Raw genomic sequence first — 22,400 nt, 5'->3', positions numbered from 1 at the left:
TCATCGGAGAAGAGAAACGATGAGGACAAGCAATATGAAGGCGAAGGCCATTCCCATCCTGTTGCTACTGGCCTTATTATGGCCATCTTCTTCAGCCCCGTCCACGGGCGCCTCCACTGACCCGGCCGCTACAGCTATCATCGAAAGGATGGCTGAGGCGGAGGCGAATATCAGCGACGCCCACGCCCAGTTCATCGTTGATCTCCATACCCCCCTCGCCAACGGTCAGCTGACGGTCGAGGCCTGGTGGCAAAAACCCCGCTCAATACGCCTAAAGGTGACCCAATCGACTATCCCCACCCTCCAGGGCCGCCTCATGATCTCCGATGGGAAACAGCTCTGGGATTACCAGCCCGCCCAGGGACAGCTACACACCGCTTACCTGGACCGGGAGGAGACCCGCGATACCATCGCCCTGGCCGAACTGGCCGCCCTCACTGAACTCCTCGAAGGGGGGATGGTGCAAGTGCTGCGCCTGGGTGAAGCCAGACTGGTCGGCAGCGAGCAAGTGCTCTCCGAGCAGATGCCCAAGCTACTGGTCACAGTCAAGAGCGACAAGGGGCTGTATAGCGCCCTGGCCGGTGATTTGGCGATGACCATCTGGGTAGAGCCGGAACGCTGGCTTCCCCGCAAGATGGCGGTCACAGCCGGTCTATTGGGAGGCGCTACCTTTACCGCCGAGAGAATCGCCCTGAATCAGGGGCTTCCCGCCTCCCTCTTTGCCTTCGCCCCTAAGGGGACATTGCAGGCAGAGGGAGGGAGAGTCCCATCTGCTTCAGAGGAGTCCTCGATCGTCTTGAGAGGGTTCGCCTTCGACCCCCTCATCCAGCAGCCGCCATTGTCCCAAGATTTGCGCCTCCAGTCCTTACCTGCCGATGCCCCCGGTTACTACCTCATCCAGCTCAAAGGACCACCATCAGAGGAGCAGAAGCAGGACTTAACCTCCGCCGGGGGCATCCTGTTTGACTATATCCCCCATAACGCCTTCATCGTCAAACTGGACGGAACGGCCAAAAGAGCCGTAGAGCAATTGCCTTTCCTGCGCTGGATCGGACCCTATCAACCGGGCTTCAAGCTGGAGCCATCCCTTGTTGATCGCCAGGGGAGGCTAACCTTGATCGTCCAGACCTTCCCCGGCGAGAATAAGAACGTCATCACCACAGCCCTCTCCCAACTAGGCGCTCATGTCCTCAGCGCCACAGAGAACGAATGGCAGGGGACTATTAAGCTGGAGGTGGAGGCCGACGCCCTGGCCAACATCGCCTCCCTGCCTGGGGTTCGGTGGATCGAAGAGTACAAGACACCCAGAATTATGAACGATGTGGCCCGTTCAATCATGAAGACCTCCACCGTCTGGAGCGCTGGGGGACTGAACGGCAGCGGACAGACGGTGGCCGTGGCCGATACCGGTCTCGACACGGGAAACCTCGCTACTATAAGTGCCGATTTTGCCGGTCAGGTAGTGAGCTCCCATCCTTATGGACGGAAAACCTGGGAAGATGTAGAAGAGCATGGCACGCATGTGGCCGGTTCCGTCCTGGGGAGCGGTGCCCTATCCAATGGGCAGTTCAGTGGGATCGCTCCTGGAGCACGCTTAGTGGTACAGGCCTTCGCCACCGACCCCTCCACAGGGGCTCTTGAGGGCGTACCAGATGACTTGAATTCGCTCTTTAAGCAGGCCTACGACGATGGGGCGCGCCTTCACACCAACAGCTGGAGTGGCAGAGGGAACAATTACGGTGGAGATGCCCTGAACATAGACCAGTTCGTCTGGGACCACAAGGACATGGTCATCCTCTTCGCTGCCAGTAACGATGGCACTGATGCGGGAGGGGATGGGGTAGTCGATGCCGGCTCACTCAGCACCCAGGCCAACGCCAAGAATGCCATCATCGTCGGTGCCTCAGAGAGCTACCGTCTCAGCGGAGGCACCCAGGAAACCTATGGTCAGAGGTCTCCTGACCGCTTTGGCGCTGAGCCGCTCTATAGCGATCGCCCTTCCGACAACGAGCGCGGGATGGCCGCCTTCAGCTCGCGGGGACCAACGGCGGATGGACGGCTCAAGCCGGATATCGCTGCCCCAGGCACCAACATCGTCTCCGCCCGTACCCACGCCGCTGGGCGCCTCAACAGATTGGTCCCATACGAATCAAATGGGCACTATGCCTATGCCTCCGGCACCAGCATGGCCACACCACTGACGGCCGGGTCGACTGCCCTGGTAAGGCAATTCTACACGGAGAAGAAGGGGCTCCCCTCCCCCAGCGCCGCCCTCGTCAAGGCCACCCTTCTGAATGGGGCTTTCGATATGTCCCCCGGTCAGTATGGACTGGGGTCCTCCTTGCCACCGCTCTTCGCCGATGACCTGGAAGGGGCGGTCACTCCCTGGGTGGCAGAGAAGCCCTGGTCGCTCATCTCCACCGAGGCCCACAGCCCCTCCCATTCCTGGTGGTACACTGGCACCGTGGGAGCCTCTTTAGTTCTGTCCCGCACCCTCGATCTCAGCAAGGTACCCAACCCTGTCCTCACCTTCTGGCAACGTTACGACCTCTACACTGGCAATAGGGCACCCTCGATCTGTTCTCCCTTCAACACCATTCTCTTCTGGCTGCGCAATGCCCTCTCAGCCACTCCAGCCGACTTCAAAGAATACGCCCGGGCAACGGTGGAAGTTTCGACCAACGGAGGCTTAACCTGGACGAAGGCACGTGAGTATCAGGGTAAGATGGGCTGGGCCAAGGATGGGGTGAGCCTGGCCACCTACGCTTACAAGACGAACGTATTGATCCGCTTTCAGGTGCGAACGTGGGATTCATCCCGTTTTGCCGAGTGGAATATTGACGATGTCACCATCGGCAGCGTGTCACCTCAAGAGATGACCGCTAGACCGAACATCGTTGAGGGCTGGGGGCGGGTCGACCTGGCTAACTCTTTGTTCCCCTCGCCACCGACTAGGGTGGAATTCAGCGACGACACCAGCGGACTGAAGACCGGGCAGGTGGTGACCTACAGCCTACAGGTCGGCTCCAGCGCAGTCCCCTTACGGGCCACGCTGGCCTGGAGCGACTACCCAGGTAGTCCAGCTGCCGGCAAACAGCTGGTCAATGACCTCGACCTGAGGGTCATTGACCCCACCGGCACCGTCTACTACCCCAACGGTTTGAGCATCTCTGATAGACGTAACAACGTGGAAACCATAGACATCGCCTCGCCCAGTCCTGGTGTCTATGCTCTAGAGATAAAGGGAAGCAATATCCCTCAGGGTCCACAGCCGTTTGCTTTAGTGGTCTCCGGTGGACAAATCCAGTTAGGCACAAGTCCACAGCCCACACCTACGCTGACACCTACGCGCACGGCTACACCCAGCCCCACATCCACTCCGACGGCCACCCCTACCCCCACAACACCCCCCTCACCAACGCCTCCTCGGGCTACCCCTACCCCTACCGCCAAACCCGACCTCTCTATAACAGCCGATGACCTTTGGACCGACCCCGTCACTATCCGCGAAGGCGCTCTGGTTGGGCTGGGGGTCAACATCCATAACAACCGCGGCGTCACCGCCGGCAAGGTGGGTAAGGTGATAAGAGTAGACTTCTACGATGGCGACCCCACCGCCGGCAGTAAACTGATCGGTTCCGCTAGCACCCCAGCCATCACCCCATATAGTACAGCGTCTGTCTGGACGAATGCCGTCTGGAATACTACTGGCCTGGCCGGGAGTCGTGAAGTTTACGCCATAGTGGATCCACAGAACGATTTCCCAGAGGACGATGAGCAGAATAATAGTGCTCACCGCTCCCTGACTATTCTTCCTCCAGCTCCGGACACTACGGCCCCTTCAGGCGCCGTCACCATCAACGATGGCGCTTCCTCCACCACCTCACGAGAGGTCACCCTCACCCTCTCTGCCCAGGATAACGCCGGGGGAAGCGGGGTGAAGTACATGTATATCAGTGAGGTGATGTTCATCCAGTCCTCCCATCAGTGGGTCGCTGTTCAGGACTCCGGCTGGAAGGACTATGCTACCAGCTATCCCTGGACCCTGAATGCGGCTGAGGGGACAAGGTACATCCAGATATGGTTCGCTGATGGAGCAGAAAACATATCCGACACACCGGCCAAGGCCATGATCAACTACATTCCGGTTGAGACGAGCCTCGCCGTCGGCCAGTGGGCGCTCTACCGTAAACAATTAGCAGGTGGCACGTCTATCACCGTCACCTTGACTACTTTCAGCGGGGACGCCGACCTTTTCATCTGGAAGCCCGATAGCAGCGGCCCCCCGGACTACTACAGCCTCGACCCGGGGACCGCCTCGGACAGAGTATCCTTCGTCGCCCCCACCAGCGGGCTCTACCAAATCCAGGTCTATAGCTACGAGGCCAGCCGCTATACCCTGGAGATTGCGACAGGCAGCAGTGCTCTCTCCGAGACAAGGCCATCAGCCCAAGATCTGAGGCTGACTGGCACCAAGATCCTGCCTTCGGCACCCCTAACAGCTGACGAGCCAACCAGCCGCCGAGCTATTCCAGCAGTTCAGGAAGCAGCACCGCTGTACAGGGTCTATCTGCCCGCCATCTTCGGGGGCTGGAGCGAGGGCTGGTGAGGCCAGACGGCCAGCCCAGGAGAGATTGACCTTCAGCACATTTTGATTGCCCTACACCCTAGCCTGCGCTACAATATCCTAAGAGGAGTGGATAAATCTGGTAGAGCAGGCTTCCACCCTATTTCGCCTTTCGGAGGGGCGGGCTATGGACGACGAACAGACACTCGGCAAGGCGCAGCGGCTGCTCAAGATTCAGCATCTTCTCTATTGTCATCCGCAGGGGATGACCAGCAGCCAGCTGGCCGAAGCATGTGGGGTCTGCCAGCGCACTATCGAGCGCGATATAGCAGCCCTGCATGATCTAAAGGTCAATCTTTGGGAGAAGGGGCGGAGATATGGCATAGCCGCTGGCTACTTCCTCCCGCCCCTGAACTTGACTCTGCCCGAGGCCACCTCCCTCCTCTTGGCCGCACGACTCTTAGCCACCTACAGTGATGAGCGGAACCCTCATACTATCCAGGCCCTCTCAAAACTGGCCGCCATCCTGCCCCAGCCCATCGCTGAACCAGTGTATCGCACCGTTCAAGTCATAAGGCACAAGGCCGAGAATGCGGCCTTCAACCAGGTGCTGGAGACGCTGGCTATAGCCTGGGCGACGCGGCGAAGGGTCAAAATCCTCTATCAGTCGGCCAGGAGCCAGAACGTGCATGAGCAGGTGGTCTCACCCTATTTCCTGCAGCCCTCAGCAGCCGGTTATGCCACCTACCTCATCGGCTATGCCGACTTCTTCGACGCCGTGCGCACCTTCAAGGTAGAGCGTATCCTGGCGGCTGAGCTGCTGGAAGATACCTACGACCTGCCTCCCGATTTCGACCTTGACCGCTGCCTCTCCTCAGCCTGGGGCATAATCTGGGGAGAGGAGACCGAGGTGAAGCTGCGCTTCGCTCCCTCGGCCGTGCGACGGCTGAAGGAATGTGTCTGGCACCCTTCCCAGGTATTGGAGGAGCAGGCCGATGGTGGTTGTCTCCTCACCCTCAGAGTGGCCAGCACCCTGGAGATTACCCCCTGGGTCCTCGGCTGGGGCGACCAGGTGGAGGTACTGGAGCCGAAGGATTTTCGAGAGAGCATCAGAGAGACAGCGCAACGGATGGCCGCACAATATAGAGATTGCCCTTGATTTATAGAACATAAGTTCATATAATATATTTAGGGGCAGAGATATTTTGCATACAGCTATTTTGATATCGTCCACTCTGAAGTAATGTAGACAGATGGTCTGTGAAGGTGCTTTATGGATGCGCTGGAAAAGGCAGCTATACTGGGGCAGGCAGCCCAATATGACCTTTGCAGCTCCTATCTCTGCTCCCCGCAGGGGGCTGGAAGGCGGGCTGACCCCTCCGGACGCTGGATCTATCCGGCTGTCTTGCCCGATGGACGTCACATCCTGCTGCTCAAGGTGCTGCTGAGCAACGCCTGCCAGAACGACTGCGCCTACTGCGCTAACCGTTGCCCCAACGAGTTTCGCCGGGTCAGTTTTCAATCCGCTGAGCTGGCCCGCCTGTTCATCGAAATGCGCCAGGCCGGCCTGGTGCAGGGGCTGTTCCTCAGCTCCGCCGTGGAGGGGAGCCCCACGCTAACCATGGATCGTATGCTGGCCACTGTGGAGATCCTGCGCCTCCGTTACCAGTTCCGAGGGTACATCCACCTTAAGATTTTGCCCGGGGCGACCTTCGACTACGTAGAGCAGGCCGTGCGGCTGGCCGACCGCGTCTCAGTCAACCTGGAAGCACCTAACCCCAAACGCTTGCGACGACTCTGTCCCGGCAAGGATTTTGAACGGGACCTGCTGCGACCGCTGCGCTGGGTGAAGGCCCTCAGCACACAGGGGAACGCCCCGGCGGCCGGACAGACGACCCAATTCGTGGTTGGCGCAGCGGATGAATCGGATCGGGAAATACTGGATACGACCAGTCGCCTGTACGCGGAACTGGGCTTGAAACGAGCCTACTTCAGCGCCTTCCAGCCGCTGCCCCATACCCCCCTGGCAGGTCACCCACCTACGCCACTCCTCCGTGAGCACCGCCTCTACCAGGCCGATTTCCTCTTCCGTCGCTATGATTTTAAGGTGGAGGAGCTCATCTTCGATGGCCACAGGAATCTGCCGCTCGAGGCTGACTGCTTCCAGGTCTGGGCATGGCACCATCCAGAGTGCTTCCCGTTGGAGGTGAATACGGCCTCGCCCCAGGAGCTCCTGCGCGTGCCAGGGATCGGGCCCATCTCAGCAAAGCGCCTCATCAAGGCCCGCCGGCAGGGCAAGATCAAGGGCCTGGAGGATTTGAAAGCGCTGGGGGTTGTAACCAAGCGGGCAGCCGCCTATTTGCTACTCAGCGGCCGGCAGGCAGTGAAGGAGGAGCAAACCCCCTTACCAGGAGAGCAGAGAGTAATACAGGCCTCTTACCTGTCCCCTGGCAATATGGAAATTGTCCTCCGGTAACACAGGCATCTTGCCTGTTCCACCAGAGCCCTCCTGGAAGGAGCCATGGAGGGATGTGGCATAGAGTCATAGTATCGCCCTTAAGATCGCCTGGCAGTCCTCCTCGCTTGTCGGGCGAGGGTTATTACGAATAACGCCCATCTGAAGCGCCTCACGAGCCAAGAGAGGAATATCCCCTTCCCTAACCCCTACCTCGCCTAAAGAAACGGGCAATTTCAGGGCCGCAACGAACTCTTTCAAGCGGCAGGCTAGCGTCGGTCCATCAGTACCCTGGGGCATTGCCAGGCTCTGACAGAGTAGAGGCAGTTTTTCTTCTCCGACCTCGAGATTAAACGCCAGAGAGGGAGACATCACCAGGGCACAAGCCACCCCGTGATGGATATTGAAATGCCCACAGAGCGGTCCAGCCAGGGCGTGCATTATCCCTAAACCGGCCTGATCCATGGCTATACCAGCGAATAGGCTGGCCAGGGCCAGCTCTTTACGCCCCTCCAGGTTGTCGCCATGCTCAATCACTTGGGGCAACCACCGCCAAATCTTGGCCAAAGCTTCCAGGGCGAATAGATCGCTGAGCGGATTGGCCCCTAACCCGACGTAGGCTTCCAGGGCATGCACAAAGGCATCCACGCCGGTGGCGGCGGTAAGGCGAGGTGGCAGTGATAGCATCAAGCGCGGATCGATGATGGCCAGCCTGGGACGAAGAAATGGACTGACAACCCCTTGCTTAGAGTGCTTGGCCTCATCAACGATGACGGCCACCTTGCTTACCTCAGCGCCCGTCCCCGCCGTGGTAGGGATAGCCACTAAGGGCATAAGGGGCCCAGGCACCTTTTTACCACCCCACTGATAGTCCCGGTACTCACCTCCGGCGCTGAGCAGGAGGGCGATGGCCTTGGCTACGTCAATGGCGCTCCCCCCACCCAAAGCCACCAGGAGATCTGTTCCCTCCGCTTGAGCCAGTTGCTGCCCTTTCTCCACTGATTCAACCGTAGGATTGGTGTGTACCTCGGTGAAGGTGGCCACCCCCAACCCTGCTTCTTGAATCACCTCAGTCAATCTGGCCACCAACCCCATCTCCGCCAGGCCAGCGTCGCTCACCAGAAGCACCTTGCTGCCCTCGAGTCTGGACAGCTCCGTCGCTAAGACAGTGAAGACGTCCTTGCCGAATATGATTTGCGTTGCTAAATGAAAAGAGAATTCTGGCAACACACTAGACCTCCTCACCTATGACACTTTTACCCCGGCCCGCGCCAGCAGCCCCCGTGCTGCTCGTCCTGCCGTCTTCAATACCGCTTCCTCATCCAGGTGGCAAAACCGCTTGCCCTGCAACAACACCCTCCCATCAACGATAACCGTGTCCACATCACCGCAATTGGTGTTATAGACCAGGGCAGAGGGTACGCGGTGCACCGGAGCAGTATGGGGAGTGTCAAGGTCGATGACCGCAATATCGGCCTTTCGCCCCACTTCCAGACTGCCGATGGTATCAGCCAACCCCATAGCCCGTGCTCCCCCCAGGGTGGCCATCTCCAACACATCTTCCGGCAGAATGACCCGCGAATTGAGGGTGTGCACTTTCTGCAAACAGGCCGTGAACTTCAGCACTTCCAACATATCCTGCGAGTTATTGCTGGCCGGGCCATCAGTGGCAATGGCCACGTTAACCCCTTTCTTCCGCATCTTGGCTATGGGGGCGATACCTGAAGCAAGATACATATTGCTTACAGGGCAATGAACGACTGTGCTACCGCTGGCGGCGATGGTCGTGATCTCAGCGGGGGTAAGCCAAACACAGTGAACGAGCTGAGTGCGTGGGCCTAAAACACCAAGGTCAGCACACCATTCGATGTTACGTTTACCGGTCTCGGCGAGCACCATCTCCACCTCCTCGCGGGTCTCAGCGATGTGGATATGGATGCCCACGCCCCATTCTGTGGCCAGCCGCACCACCTGGGTCATCAAATGCTCACTGCAACCCCAGGGTATAAGGGGACCGAACTCAACGCCTATTCTTCCGGCCGCCGCGCCTTGCCATTTATGCGTCGCCCGCTCCATCGCCAGGAGGATGGTCCTTTCATCTTCCTGAATGGCTGGGTAATAGTTCTTGTCGGCGAAGCCACGCGCCAGCAGGGCCCGTATACCAGAGTCGCTCACGGCCTCGGCTACCCGATCAAAGTTATGCAGAGAGGCATTGATATAATGTTGGCTGATGATCGAGGTTGCACCCGATCTGAGGTTCTCCAGGCAACCGAGCAGCGCTGCCCAATAACACTCCTCTTCGTTCATGGCGGCCGTTACTGGCCAGACGACGGATTGGAGCCACTGGAGCAAGGGTTTATCATCGGCCAGGCCACGGATAAGGGTCTGAAAGAGATGGGTATGGGCGTTCACCAGCCCAGGGATGATGGCCATGCCCGAAGCGTCGATCGTCTCCTCGGCGCGCTCGACCAGATGCAGCCCTGGTTGTCCCCCAACCTCGCGGATAAGGTCGTCCTCAACGTAAACATAGCCGTCTTCGATGATGCGGCCGTCTCGATCCATAGTGACGATAGTGCCATTCTTGATCAGTAGTGATGACATCAGAGCACCCAAAAATCTGGCTAGAAGCTATCTTTGACCCAGCCGAAGATCGTAGGAAGCCTTCCCAACCTTGGGACTTAAGCGGAAGGAATTGCCGACTGGCGCGCCTGCTTCAAAAGACGGGCAGTCTTGGCCACCTTGAGCCCCAGGTCATGGCAGAGGCGCATCCCCTCCTCATCCTGGGCTGCGCCGACGGCACGGGCATCTTTGGACCAGATGGCCGCACCCAAATTACCACCGTGTATGCCTGCTACCGGCAAGATACCGAAACACATATAGAAGCCGACGATGGCCAGGATAGCCGGCTCGTGTCCCCCGGTCCGATCGCCTCCCGTGACCAGCACCCCTCCCACCTTGTTGGCCAGCAGATCAGCATGAAACCAGAGGGTGCGCATGCGGTCCATCATCACCTTCAACTGTCCGCTCACTGTGCCCATATACACCGGGGTGGCCAGGATGTAGCCATCAGCCTCCAGAAAAGGCTCATAAATCTGGCGCATATCATCCTTAAGAGAACAGGCCTTTTCCAAGCTGAAGGATTCTGCTCGATGACGCAGGCAATAATCACAGTGGAGGCAAGGACTGATCTTTTTGCCTTTTAGGGAGATGATCGTTGTCTCCACGCCAGGAAGGCTGGCCGCAGCCCGCATAGCCTCATTAAGGGCATAAAGGGTAGCCCCCTTACGGGGACTGCCTGAAATCCCCAGGATCTTTACCGGTTCGAGGGATCGTTTTTCCTCTGGCAAGGCGCTTACCTCCGCTCACCACTGCCCTGGCTTTCAGGGAAGCGGTCGAAGATTATTGAGGACCAGCCTGTCCCAGGAGCAAACTGACCATCGCTATGGTATTACAAGGCGAATGGGGGTGTCAAGGATTTCTAGCAAGACGTGGAAGAGAGTTTCTTGTAGTTTCCCCGAATGGATCGCTTAAACAGGAACCGACTGGCCTCCGCCGAGAGAGCGGCTCGCCGCGCCTGCTTGTTTTGGGTCAACCGTTCGATGATGCCCAGGTTACGCACCGCCCCGAGCTGCATCCATTCAAGCGTATGGGCCTGTTCCCATATTTGCTGACCGAGTGGCGAGCGCAAGAGGACCGTATTCTCATCAGGGCGCGAGCCAACAGCACCAACGGAGATGTCAGCCAGCTCGGCCGTGAAGTCCTGGCAACTAGGGCAGATCGGCCAGACGAGCTCTTTCAGTTCAACCAAGGGCCGATTCTCGATTCGCTCCACCCCATAGGCAACGAAATTACCCTTCTTGATGTCAAAACGGCTGACCTCCCTGATAGGCATGCCCATCTCCCGCTCCACAAACGGCCTGAGGCCGTGAGGGCATCCATAGATGAAGCTTTCAGCACAGAAGAGTCCGACCGTCAAGACCACTCTTTCCGCCCCATAACGCTCGCCCTTCCGCAATTGTAGATTGCGCAGGGCATTTACCTGACAGGGCATGCCGACAAAGGCCAGGCGCTCGTACCGCTCCACCGCCTCCCCCAGCACAGAAAGGGCCGGAGCAGCCGTGTATTTGGAGCCAGCAGCCCCGCTGACCTCCTCCTCACTGGTAGCGAGGAACGCTCGAGGCCTCCACTCAGCATCACGACCTGTAACGATGACCCCCTGCACAAGCCCCTGCCGTAGCGCGAAGCGGAGCAGCGCCGTGGTCACGCCGGCATCCTGGGCCTGAGGCGCCTTCTCCACAGCCCTAGCAGCGTAAGCGGCCACGTAAAACCCTAAGAGAGGATGTTGCCGACTATGCCCGAAGAGCTCCACCTCCATCTGGGGTGTCCAGGGATGAGCACGGGGACAGATGCTGAAACAGAGCATGCAGGTGCGGCAGAGGGAGGGATCACCCCGTAGCCCTGGCTGACTCGCCTCAAACGCATCCCACTTACAAAAGGAGAGACAGGCCCCACAATGGGAACAAGGGTCGGCATCGATTTGTTTTAGTCTCAGCTCCTCATCCGAAATCATCTTCCTGTCCTCAGATTATATAGAGTGTCCCGCTCGACGGGGATGCGTCCGGCCTGGCAGATAGCCTCCTCGATCTGGTCCCTGGTCAGGGACTGTCCATGGGCTGAACCGGCGCTCCGGGAGATGTTCTCCTCCATCAGCGTTCCCCCAAAATCGTTCGCCCCCCAGGATAGCGAACGCTTCACCCCCTCTACCCCTATCTTCACCCAACTGTTCTGGATGTTGGGCAGGTCAGCGCCGAGATAGAGACGGGCATAGGCAGTAACCTTCAAGACCTCCTCCAGGCTGATCGGTCGCAGGTGGTAACGCCGTGCTAGGGGGGTTGCTCCGGGCACGAAGGGCAAGAGCACCAGCTCCGTGAAACCCCCGCTCTCCAGCTGGATATGGCGCAATATCTCGAGGTGACGAAGGCGGTGATGCCAGTTCTCGATGTGTCCAAACATCATCGTGGCCGTCGTCTTGATTCCCAAACGGTGCGCCGTAGTGATGACCTCCACCCATTCAGCAGTGGTCAACTTTTGGGGACAGATCTTCTGCCGCACCTCATCAACGAGGATCTCGGCGGCTGTCCCCGGCATCGTATCCAACCCCGCTTCCTGGAGACGGGCCAGTGTATCAGCGATGGAAAGCCCATTGCGCTGGGCTATCCACCAGACCTCCATAGGGGAGAAGGCATGGATATGCAGATGGGGAAAGCGCTGTTTGATGGCCGAGACCATATTAAGGTAAAAGGGCAGCTCCAGCGTCGGGTTCAGACCACCCTGGATGCATACCTCGGTAGCCTGCCGGGCCACAGCCTCCTCGGCTTTTTGGAGGACCTCAGCGATGGTGAGCTGATAAGCATCCCCTTCCCCACTGTCCCGGCGGAAGGCGCAGAAGGCGCATCTGCCCTGACATATATTAGTGATATTAACGTTGCGGTTAACAACGTAGGTCACGCGATCCCCAACCAACCGCCGGCGCAAGGCGTCGGCCACCGGGGCCAGATCAGCGTCCACCTCAGGATGAACAGGAAGGCGATCCTGAAGATGGAAACCGGCCCTGGACAGGGTCGCCCCCAGCTCCTCTGGCTTCGGCCAGGGGCACTCTGGATTGATATAGTCGATGGCTGGCGAGAGCCCACCCAGATCATTTGCCCCGGCGCGCAACAAGGGCAGGCAGTCGGAAGTCAGGTTCGGCGCTATTTGCACAGGTACCGTCGGCAACAGCTGGCGGGCTTGACGCACCGTTTCCACCATATCTTCCAGGGTCGGTTCCGCCCAATGTGCCATTGGCGTACCCACCTTGGGCTTAAAATTTTGGATGATGACTTCCTGAATATGCCCATAACGCTCTTGTAAGCGCTTGATGATCAGTAGCGCGGCATGCCTGTTCGACGCCGATTCCCCGATGCCGACGAGGAGGCCGGTCGTGAAAGGGATGCGTAATCTACCAGCCTCTTCGATATGAGCGATACGTTCACTGATGCGTTTGCCGGGCTGTTCCTTATGGGCGGCCAAACCCTCGCTGGCCGTCTCGAGCATCAGTCCCATGGAGACGTTAACTTCCTTCAGACGCCCCAGCTGAGGGCCAGTCAACACACCGATGTTCGTGTGGGGGAGCAGTCCCAGGCGCAAGGCCAGGGCACAGAGCTGATACACGTATGCGATAAACTCTTCCTCGGTCAGGGGGAAGTCCTTCTCCAGCCAGGGGCGCTCGCCAGACATGATGAGGGCCTCCCGACAGCCCTGGCCCTTGGCCAGAGTGAGGGTGTGCTCAGCCTCAGCCAGAGAAAGCACGTGGTTATCGTCGGCCCGAAAACTGCAATAGCTACAGCGGTTGTGGCAACGGCGCGTGGGGACAAGCGTGATGCTGCGCGAGAAGGTCACGACATTGGCAGGAGGAAGGGACTGCCCATACATTCAGCTGCCTTTGACGACCTGGAGGAACTCCCGCCCGGCCTTGGCCATCAAGCCGGTTATACCCGTAGCAAAATAGCGAACGCCAGCCGCTAGATACTTCCTGGCCGTTTCTGCATCAGACACGTAGATGCCAACTGTCTTACCCGCGGCTTGCACCTCAGCGATGATTTTGGTGATAAGATCCTCGACGATCGGTTCGCGCGTTCGTCCCGGTACACCCAAGGATTGTGAAAGGTCGGTTGGTCCGATGAAGAAGACGTCGATCCCCTCGATGGTCAGTATCTCGGGCAGGTTTTGCACGCATTCCCTGTTCTCTATATGTAAGACGATCATCGTTTCTTCATTGGCCTGCTTGACATACTCACTAAGTGTCGTAGCGAGCCCATAAGTCGCCGCCCGCACACCGGCCAAGCCCCTCCGCCCCTGAGGGTAGTATTTTACAGATTGAACCGCGGCCGTGGCGTCAGCCTTGGTGTAAACCTGAGGCACGTGTACACCCAGAGCTCCTATATCCAGGAAACGCAAAATCACCTGAGGAACGATCTGAGGCACGCGGATCAAGGGGGTGATGCCGGTCACCTCCGCTGCCCTCACCAGATCCTGACAGCTCTCCTCGTTCATAGGGCCATGCTCGGCATCGATGATGACGTGATCAAAGCCCAGGTGACCGCAAATCTCCACGATGGGCGGGGCCGGAAAAGTGATGAAGGCCCCAAATATAGGCTCGCCGGCCCTAATCTTCTGCTTAGCTAAATTCTTCCTCACATCTCCCTCCTAACAACAGACCATATTTGGACAAGGTGGATTATAGCATAAACTTCCCATTGAATAGGCCCTAGTCATTGAGGTATAATGGGGAAGAAGATGCTGACCGGAGGCTATGGTGGGCTCGCAGTCCTATTATCGCAAATGGCGCTCGCAGACCTTCGCCGAAATCGTTGGGCAGGAACATGTCACCCGTACCCTGCAGAATGCCCTACAGACAGGGCGCCTGGCGCACGCCTATCTTTTCTGTGGCCCACGCGGCATCGGCAAGACCTCTGCTGCGCGCCTTCTGGCCAAGACCGTCAACTGTCTGAACAACGGTGGCGTCGAGCCCTGTAACCAGTGCTCGATGTGCCAGGCCATCAACAATGGGCAAGCCCTTGATATCATTGAGATCGATGCCGCTTCCAATCGAGGGATTGATGAGATCCGTGACTTGCGGGAGAAGGTCAACTTTGCCCCTACCTTAGCCCGCTATAAGTTTTATATTCTGGATGAAGCGCATATGCTGACCAACGAGGCCTTCAACGCTCTTCTGAAGACCCTGGAAGAGCCCCCGGCCCACACGATCTTCGTGCTGGTCACTACTGAGCCACATAAGCTGCCGGCCACCATCATCTCTCGCTGCCAGCGCTTTGACTTTCGACGCATCTCCCTCCGAGGCATCATTGGGCGCCTTAGCTATATTTGCCAACAGGAGGGCATCCAGGTTGAAGAGTCTGCCCTTGAATTCATCGCTCGCGCTGCGACGGGCAGTCTGCGTGATGCGGTGAGCCTCTTGGATCAAGTCGTCGCCTACTGCGGTACCCAGGGGATCACTCTAGATCAGGTGCGCCAGGTCCTTGGGGCAAGCCGATCACAGGCAGCTACCCAGTTGACCGACTATATTATCGAGCGAGACGTGCGTGGTGGGCTGCGTTTGATCAATCAGGTGGCCGACGACGGGGCAGACCTACGCCAGTTCAGCCGAGAGGTTATTGAACACCTACGAGGGCTTATGCTTCTAGAACAAACGGGGGGTAACCCCGATGGACTGTTGGAGGTTACATCGGAGATGCTCATGGAGATGCAACGCCAGGCCCAAAAGGTGCCTCTGGAGCTGCTCATGCAGGCCATAAAGCTGTTCAACCAGGCCGAGCTCGGATTGCGTGGTCCGGCTCAGTCACAGCTGCCGCTGGAGATGGCTTTCGTGGAGACGATTATGTGGGCCGACCGCGAGATGGGCGGTCCACCCCCTCACCCCCCGATGCGCGGCACTCTTGACCGGAGCAGAAGCAGTTCCTCCATTAGCGTCACACCCGTTCGGCCACGCGGTACGGAGGCACCGACTGCCCCCAGACAGGAGGCCCCTTCCACCATTGGAAAACAAGCAGCTGAGACAAGAGGGGTGGTGAAGGCCTTTCCTTCGCCCGAGAGAACGCCAACTCCACTCCCGGCGGGACGGGATGGGGAGTCTCCCGAGTCCCCCGCGGGGGAATTCGAGCAAGTAGTAAGAAATTGGCCGAATGTTATGGAGTCCCTGCACACCATCAATAAATCCATTCAGGCTCTTCTACGGGCTTGTCGACCCATCGCCGTGGAGAATGGAACGCTAGTTCTTGGCTTCTTCTACGCTTTCCATAAGGAGCGAATCGAAGAACCCAAGAACAAGGTCATAGTGGAGGGGGTCATCAGCAAAGTCCTGGGTGTCCCTTGCCGGATTCGCTGCATACACACGGGCAAGTCTGGGGAGCAAGGACAATCAGCTGTCGACGATCCAGTGGTGAAGGCAGCTATATCCCTGGGGGCGAGAGTCAAGAAAATTGACATCGTGCCCGGCGAGTCAACCAGGGCCGCTCTTCCAGAAGAGCCCCCTGGAGAGGTGAGAGATGTTCGGTAATCCCAATATGCTTCGCCAAATACAGGCCAAGCTGCTTAAGACTCAAGAGGAGCTGGCCAATGAAACCATAGAGGCTACGGCAGGAGGCGGCGCTGTGACTATCGTTATTAACGGCCATCAGAAGGTTCAATCCGTTAAGATCGCCCCCGAGGCGGTGGATCCGGAGGACATCGGCCTATTGGAGGATCTCATCATCGCGGCCATGAACGAGGCCGTGACAAAATCCCACGAGTTGGCCGCCAAGCGGCTGGGGGCTATCACAGGTGGGCTGAGAATTCCGGGGCTCATCTAGCCTTTAGCCCCAAATAGACCGGAATTTATCCGCTGGAGATCTTCCTTGAGAGTACTACTGAAATTGCCAGTGCTCACTAGATCCAGTACAATACTACTGTGCCACCTGCTCAGGGTAGGTGGACAGTAAGCCCGCAATGGCTGGATAGGCGACCCACATCACTATCGTGCAAAAGGAGTGTCGGAATGAATCTGCGCGGCTGGATGGTTGTAGTAACCCTGTTCACCGTTATAATCGGTGCGAGTCTAATCATCGGAACATTGATTGTGGCCAACACGATCGACTACGTGAAAACTTTAGATAGCTCTCTGTTGATCGTCACCGGCTCTGCCCAGCAAATCATTACCTCAGACGAGGTGAAATGGACGAGTACCTTCTCCCGCGAGACGCCTGCGAACGATCTGAAAGGCGGGTACACTCACATGAAGAATGATCTCACCCTTGTCTCAAGGTACCTTAGTAGCCAGGGCGTAAGCCCAAAGGAAATCACGATTTCGCCGGTAATGATGACTCCCGTGTACAACAACTGTGGATCCGCCATTAAATTCGGCGTAGCACCAAATCAAGGTGGCTGTGTTAACGAAATTGTCAGTTATCGGCTGGTTCAAAACGTGGAGGTGAACTCGAGCGACGTGAACAGGATCACCAAAGCAGCGCAGGATTCTAGTGCGCTGATTGACCAAGGCGTGATCTTCTCTACCCAAAGGCTAGAATACTACTACACGAAATTGCCTGATTTGCGGGTGAAATTGCTGGTAGCCGCGACGAAAGACGCTCAAACTCGGGCAGAACAAATTGCTGCCAGTGCTGGTGAGAAACTGGGGCACTTGATGTCAGAGAGTAGCGGGGTGTTTCAGATTACACCAGTGAATTCCACGCAAATCTCCGACGTCGGCATGTACGATACTTCGACGATCGAAAAGAAAATCACGGCCGTTGTTCGAGCGTCATTCACGCTGAATCACTAGCCGTCATTATCTCAACGACGAACATAGCTGACGCCCCCATAGGTATGATCTCGTTCAGATACAAAAGGGGCCACCCTTCTTGGTGAGTAAAGGTCAGGGCGTATGGCTAGACGCGAATTATGGGGTTACCCAGAGCATTTTGCCCTATCGCTTGGCATCCTCCGCTGGAGCCCACGGCAAAGGCTCAAGAGCAATCTCGTTTACTACTTGACAGTGCTCCTTGTAATGTACTAAACTACAGTTATTGTATTTTACATCCAACCCCAAAAGGGAGGTGGTGTAAGTGAAGCAACGACAACCTATGACAAAAATCGTTCGGCCATTACGGGGCGGCCAGATTACTATCCCAGCGGAGTTTCGCAGGGAACTCGGGATTAACGAGCAATCGTATTTGCAGATCACTCTCTTGCAAGGCGAACTGCGGATCAAGCCCGCGCGGGTAACGGCAGAGCTGCAGGGATCAGCCTGGCTGAAGGAGTTGTATCAGTATTTCGCTCCCGCGCGTCAGGAAGCGGCCCGCTACAGCGAGGAGGAGATTAACACAGACATTGACGCTGCGGTCAAGGAAGTCCGAAGGAAGCGTGCTCCGAGTAGTCTTTGACACCGTCATATTCGTTCGCAGTCTGATCAATCCATTTGGCATCTGGGGACAGTTGATCTTCGATCATGCCGAGGAGTATGAGTTGTATCTCTCCCCGCCCATCCTCCAAGAGATTCTGGAAGTCCTCGAGCGCCCAGCCATCAAGCGGAAGTACCGAACGATCATCGGACGAGGGATGATCCACCTTCTCGACATCTTCTCTCAGGCAAATGTCGTCGAGATCGCCGAAATTAAGGCCGCCTCCCGCGACCCCGAGGACAACAAGTTCCTCACCACCGCCGAGGTGGCCGGAGCGCAATATCTTATCAGCGAGGACGGCGACCTGCTTGACCTCGAGGAATATCAGGGGATGAAGATCATCAACGCCGAAACCTTTTTGCGGATCCTCAAGCAAGGGGAACAGGGCGAAACGTAGGCGCTAACTATCCTCGTTATCTGCCGAGCAACAAGCCGCTACTGGCGGCTTTTTTCGAAAGCGCTGGCAACCCACCCCCTGTCAAACCCCCAAAACAGCCGCAACACCAATAATTTGACTTTGGCAGGCATTGTTGATATAATGATATTACTTAAAGCGAGGCGACGATAGATGACTGTAAGCAGCGTTTCGAAGGATTCGCCTTTACCCCTCTATTACCAGCTGACCGAACTGCTTCGCAGCAAAATCGAGAGCGGCGAATGGAAGCCCGGTCAGCAGATCCCCACGGAACAAGAGCTATGCGAGCAGAATAAGGTGAGCCGCATAACCGTAAGACAGTCCCTCAGCAACCTGGTTCATGAGGGATTGTTATACCGGGCTCAGGGTAAGGGCACCTTTGTAACTATGCCCCGCATCCAACAGGGCCCCCAAAGGCTGACCTCCTTCTCGGAAGATATGCAGCAGCGCGGGATGAGGCCCGGCGCTAAGGTGCTGGATATAGAGGTGCTACCTGCTCCAGCGGGCATCGCCTCCAAGCTGAGGCTGGAACCGGGTGAGCCAGTAATTATGATCAAACGACTGCGCCTCGCCGATGACGAACCTATGGGCATCCAGACCGCCTATATCCCACATAGGCTATGTCCTCATCTTGTGAACGACGATCTCAACGACCAATCCCTCTACCAGTTGCTTTCCACTAAATACGGCCTTCGCCCAAGGCGGGCAACCGAGTCCTACGTGGCTGTCCAGGCCGACAAAGGTGAGGCACGCCTGCTAAAGAGCCCTGAGAACGCGGCCGTCCTAGCCGTAGAGCGCATCAGTTATAGCGCCGATGGACAGCCCATTGAATTCGTGCGCTCCGTGATGCGTGGCGACAGATATAGTGTGTCCGTGGAGCTGGTCAGTGAGTAGATACCGCTACTGGGAGGTGATGTTCGTCCGCAAGATTTACAGGGCTGCTGGCGTGACAGGCCAGGTGACTAGATTGGCCGCTTTAGTTATTTAGGACAAGGAGGTTAGAATTATGCCCAACAAGCTTTTCGGCTACCTCGGGGCCATCCTGATCGTGGCTCTACTGATCTCCTGCGCCCCTGCACCAGCCATCGCCCCAACACCCACCAAGGTCGCGCCCACACCCACTCCAACACCAAAAGCACCGAAGGTGGGCGGCGTGCTCTCTGTGGCCCAGATATCAGAAGCACCAGGATTGGACCCCCATAAGGTGCCCGCGGCGGCTACTGTACGGTTAACGGAGCAGATGTACGATGCCCTGGTGAAGTTGAACCCGAACATGCAGGTCGTGCCCGACCTGGCCTCCTCCTGGGAAACCCCCGATCCCAAGACCTACATCTTCCACCTGCGGAAAGGGGTCAAATTCCATAACGGACGTGAACTCACCGCCGACGATGTGAAGTACAGTATCGAGCGCATCCTCGACAAGAAGACGGGGGCCATGGCCGCCTCCTACTTCGTGGCCATTGATAAGATCGAAACACCAGACCCCTACACGGTCAAGTTCCTCCTCAAAAATCCCTTCGCGCCCTTCCTGACCAACCTGGCCAGCTTCTATGCCATGATTGTGCCTAAGGAGGTTGTCGAAGCCAGTGGGGATCTACAAAAGGTGGCCGTAGGGACGGGTCCTTTCAAGCTGGGCGAGCGGGTGCCGGACAACGTCACGAAGCTGGAGCGGAACAAGGACTACTTCATCGCCGGTCAGCCATACCTGGATGGCCTAAACTTCTTCGTGACCAAGGACGAGGCAGCTATCGTCGCCGCCTTGCGAGCTAAGCAACTAGACTTCGCCACCGTGAGCCCCAGCTCGGCTCGCCTACTCAAGACGGAGAAGGATCTCAAGGTGGTCTCCAGCCCGGGACTCGCTTACTACTATCTCGGTTTTAATGGCAGCAAGCCCCCCTTCAACGATGTGCGGGTGAGGCAGGCCATAAGCTACGCCGTTGACCGACAGAAGATCATTGATACCGTCTTCTGGGGCGAGGCTGTCCTGACCGGTCCTATCGCTCCCAGCCTGGGGGACTGGGCCATTCCCGTGAGCAATTACCCCTCCTACACACCGAACGTCACTAAGGCCAAGGAGCTCTTGGCCCAGGCCGGCTATCCCCAGGGCTTCAAGAGCACGATCAAGGTCTCGACCCAGCTCCAGATTGAGGCGGCTCAGATCATCCAAAGCCAACTGCGAGCCATAGGGATAGAGACCGAGATCGTTCAAGTGGAGTGGGGAACCTATGTCGCCGATTGGCGGGCCAGCAATTTCGATATGATCGCCGGGTCGAATCAAGGGCGCGCTGATCCAGACGAGTATACCTATTTCCATTTCCATTCCAAGGGCTCAGCCAATGTCTGGAAGTTCAGCAATGCTACAGTAGACGGTCTGGCTGAGCAAGGAAGAACGACGATCGATCCCAAGGAGCGTAAGGCAGTCTACGCCGAGCTGCAGAAGGAGATCGTCGAACAATCGCCGCTGCTCTTCCTCTGCGCGCCCAACAACTTCTTTGTCTATCAGAACTATGTCAAAGACTACGTGCCTATGCCGAACATCCAGAACCTATCCTTCGCTACAACTTGGCTGGATAAGTAGCCTATATCCCCAGGATGGGGAGTGGGGCTTCGCCCCGCCGCAGGCGGGAGGTTCGAAGTATCCCAAAAACCTCTACTACCTCCCCTTCTCCCGTCCTTCCCAGACGGGAAGGACGGGAGAAGGGGGCAGGGGGATGAGGGTATCTCCCCCCTAGTTGGAGGATTTTAATTACTTTAAGGGAGGTTAGAATTATGCCCAATAAGATTTTCGGCTACCTTGGGGCCATCCTGATCGTGGCTCTACTGATCTCCTGCGCCCCTGCACCAGCCATCGCCCCAACACCCACCAAGGTCGCGCCCACACCCACTCCAACACCAAAAGCACCGAAGGTGGGCGGCGTGCTCTCCGTGGCCCAAAAAGCCGAAGCACCAGGATTGGATCCCCATAAGGAGCCGGCCGAAACCACCGCCAGGCTGACTGAGCAGATTTATAGTACTCTGGTGAAGTTGAACCCGAACATGCAGGTCGTGCCCGACCTGGCCTCCTCCTGGGAGACCCCCGATCCCAAGACCTACATCTTCCACCTGCGGAAAGGGGTCAAGTTCCATAACGGACGTGAACTCACCGCCGACGATGTGAAGTACAGTATCGAGCGCATCCTCGACAAGAAGACGGGGGCCATGGCCGCCTCCTACTTCGTGGCCATTGATAAGATCGAGACGCCAGACCCCTACACAGTCAAGTTCCTCCTCAAAAATCCCTTCGCCCCCTTCCTGACCAACCTGGCCAGCTTCTACGCCGTGATTGTGCCCAAGGAGATCGTCGAGGCCAGCGGGGACCTGAAAAAAGTAGCGGTGGGTACAGGGCCCTTCAAGCTGGCTGAGCGGGTGCCAGACAACGTCACGAAGCTGGAGCGGAACAAGGACTACTTCATCGCCGGTCAGCCATACCTGGACGGCCTAAACTTCTTCGTGATGAAGGATGAAGCGGCAGTCATCGCCGCGCTGCGGGCCAAGCAAATAGACTTCGCTACTTTATCTGCTGGTTCGGCCCGCTTACTCAAGGGAGAGAAGGATATCACGGTGGTCTCCAGCCCAGGGCTCGCCCGCTACAACCTTGGTATGAACAATAGCAAGCCCCCCTTCAACGATGTGCGAGTGAGGCAGGCCATAAGCTACGCCGTTGACCGACAGAAGATCATTGATACTGTCTTCTGGGGCGAGGCCGTTCTGACGGGTCCCATCGTGCCCGCTCTGGGGGATTGGGCCATCCCCGTGAGCACTTACCCCTCCTACACACCGAACGTCACCAAGGCCAAGGAGCTCTTAGCCCAGGCCGGCTATCCCCAGGGCTTCAAGACTACAATTAAGGCCTCCACTCAGACTCAGGCTGAGATCGCTCAGGTCATCCAGAGCCAACTGCGAGTCGTAGGGGTTGAAGCCCTGGGGATA

At 57.5% G+C, this 22,400-nt stretch carries 17 protein-coding genes; 11 read left to right on the top strand and 6 right to left on the bottom strand.

Annotated features, from left to right (window positions below):
• The first annotated feature begins 19 nt into the window (after window positions 1-19).
• From M1136_11090 to M1136_11080, 3 genes are all read left to right on the top strand, one after another.
• Window positions 20-4,609, top strand: coding sequence for a S8 family serine peptidase (locus M1136_11090; protein MCL5076171.1), 4,590 nt, complete (start codon window positions 20-22; stop codon window positions 4,607-4,609).
• A 145-nt stretch (window positions 4,610-4,754) separates the two neighbouring features.
• Complete coding sequence (locus M1136_11085; protein MCL5076170.1) at window positions 4,755-5,726, top strand: WYL domain-containing protein; 972 nt, start codon at window positions 4,755-4,757, stop codon at window positions 5,724-5,726.
• Between the two features lie 114 nt (window positions 5,727-5,840).
• A complete protein-coding gene (locus M1136_11080) occupies window positions 5,841-7,043 on the top strand; it encodes a putative DNA modification/repair radical SAM protein (GenBank protein ID MCL5076169.1) in 1,203 nt (400 codons plus the stop codon).
• A 66-nt stretch (window positions 7,044-7,109) separates the two neighbouring features.
• On the opposite strand, the gene M1136_11075 is transcribed toward M1136_11080, so the two are convergent.
• From M1136_11075 to M1136_11050, 6 genes are all read right to left on the bottom strand, one after another.
• Window positions 7,110-8,252, bottom strand: coding sequence for an iron-containing alcohol dehydrogenase (locus M1136_11075; protein ID MCL5076168.1), 1,143 nt, complete (start codon window positions 8,250-8,252; stop codon window positions 7,110-7,112).
• Window positions 8,253-8,267: 15 nt separating this feature from the next.
• Window positions 8,268-9,623: an amidohydrolase gene (locus M1136_11070; GenBank protein MCL5076167.1), complete on the bottom strand. Its 1,356-nt coding sequence runs from the start codon at window positions 9,621-9,623 to the stop codon at window positions 8,268-8,270.
• A gap of 77 nt (window positions 9,624-9,700) precedes the next feature.
• Entirely contained in the window at window positions 9,701-10,369 is a 669-nt protein-coding gene (locus M1136_11065) for a flavodoxin family protein (GenBank protein MCL5076166.1), read from the bottom strand.
• Window positions 10,370-10,500: 131 nt separating this feature from the next.
• Window positions 10,501-11,592: a Coenzyme F420 hydrogenase/dehydrogenase, beta subunit C-terminal domain gene (locus M1136_11060; protein ID MCL5076165.1), complete on the bottom strand. Its 1,092-nt coding sequence runs from the start codon at window positions 11,590-11,592 to the stop codon at window positions 10,501-10,503.
• On the bottom strand, window positions 11,589-13,493 hold the full coding sequence (gene cofH / locus M1136_11055; protein MCL5076164.1) for a 5-amino-6-(D-ribitylamino)uracil--L-tyrosine 4-hydroxyphenyl transferase CofH: 1,905 nt from the start codon (window positions 13,491-13,493) through the stop codon (window positions 11,589-11,591). Before cofH ends, M1136_11060 begins: the two co-directional genes overlap by 4 nt.
• Window positions 13,494-14,258 (bottom strand): aldolase/citrate lyase family protein, encoded by a 765-nt coding sequence (locus M1136_11050; protein MCL5076163.1) that lies wholly within the window; start codon window positions 14,256-14,258, stop codon window positions 13,494-13,496.
• A 115-nt stretch (window positions 14,259-14,373) separates the two neighbouring features.
• Here M1136_11050 and dnaX point away from each other — a divergent pair, with 115 nt between their 5' ends.
• From dnaX to M1136_11010, 8 genes are all read left to right on the top strand, one after another.
• Window positions 14,374-16,137 carry a DNA polymerase III subunit gamma/tau gene (gene dnaX, locus M1136_11045; protein MCL5076162.1) on the top strand — a complete coding sequence of 588 codons (1,764 nt, stop codon included), beginning with the start codon at window positions 14,374-14,376 and terminating at the stop codon, window positions 16,135-16,137.
• A complete protein-coding gene (locus M1136_11040) occupies window positions 16,127-16,429 on the top strand; it encodes a YbaB/EbfC family nucleoid-associated protein (protein ID MCL5076161.1) in 303 nt (100 codons plus the stop codon). The genes dnaX and M1136_11040 overlap by 11 nt, the downstream gene beginning before the upstream one ends.
• A gap of 185 nt (window positions 16,430-16,614) precedes the next feature.
• Window positions 16,615-17,397, top strand: coding sequence for an SIMPL domain-containing protein (locus tag M1136_11035; protein MCL5076160.1), 783 nt, complete (start codon window positions 16,615-16,617; stop codon window positions 17,395-17,397).
• 283 nt (window positions 17,398-17,680) lie between these two features.
• Window positions 17,681-17,998 carry an AbrB/MazE/SpoVT family DNA-binding domain-containing protein gene (locus M1136_11030; GenBank protein ID MCL5076159.1) on the top strand — a complete coding sequence of 106 codons (318 nt, stop codon included), beginning with the start codon at window positions 17,681-17,683 and terminating at the stop codon, window positions 17,996-17,998.
• Window positions 17,979-18,413, top strand: coding sequence for a putative toxin-antitoxin system toxin component, PIN family (locus tag M1136_11025; protein MCL5076158.1), 435 nt, complete (start codon window positions 17,979-17,981; stop codon window positions 18,411-18,413). Before M1136_11030 ends, M1136_11025 begins: the two co-directional genes overlap by 20 nt.
• 171 nt (window positions 18,414-18,584) lie before the next feature.
• Window positions 18,585-19,325 (top strand): GntR family transcriptional regulator, encoded by a 741-nt coding sequence (locus M1136_11020; GenBank protein ID MCL5076157.1) that lies wholly within the window; start codon window positions 18,585-18,587, stop codon window positions 19,323-19,325.
• A gap of 112 nt (window positions 19,326-19,437) precedes the next feature.
• Complete coding sequence (locus tag M1136_11015) at window positions 19,438-21,009, top strand: ABC transporter substrate-binding protein (GenBank protein MCL5076156.1); 1,572 nt, start codon at window positions 19,438-19,440, stop codon at window positions 21,007-21,009.
• 191 nt (window positions 21,010-21,200) lie between these two features.
• The coding region (locus M1136_11010) for an ABC transporter substrate-binding protein (GenBank protein MCL5076155.1) at window positions 21,201-22,400 on the top strand (1,200 nt) is incomplete at its 3' end.

This window comes from Chloroflexota bacterium, from assembly GCA_023475225.1.
Classification (GTDB): Bacteria; Chloroflexota; UBA6077; order FW602-bin22; family JAMCVK01; genus JAMCVK01.
This window is presented reverse-complemented; position numbering and strand designations above follow the sequence as displayed.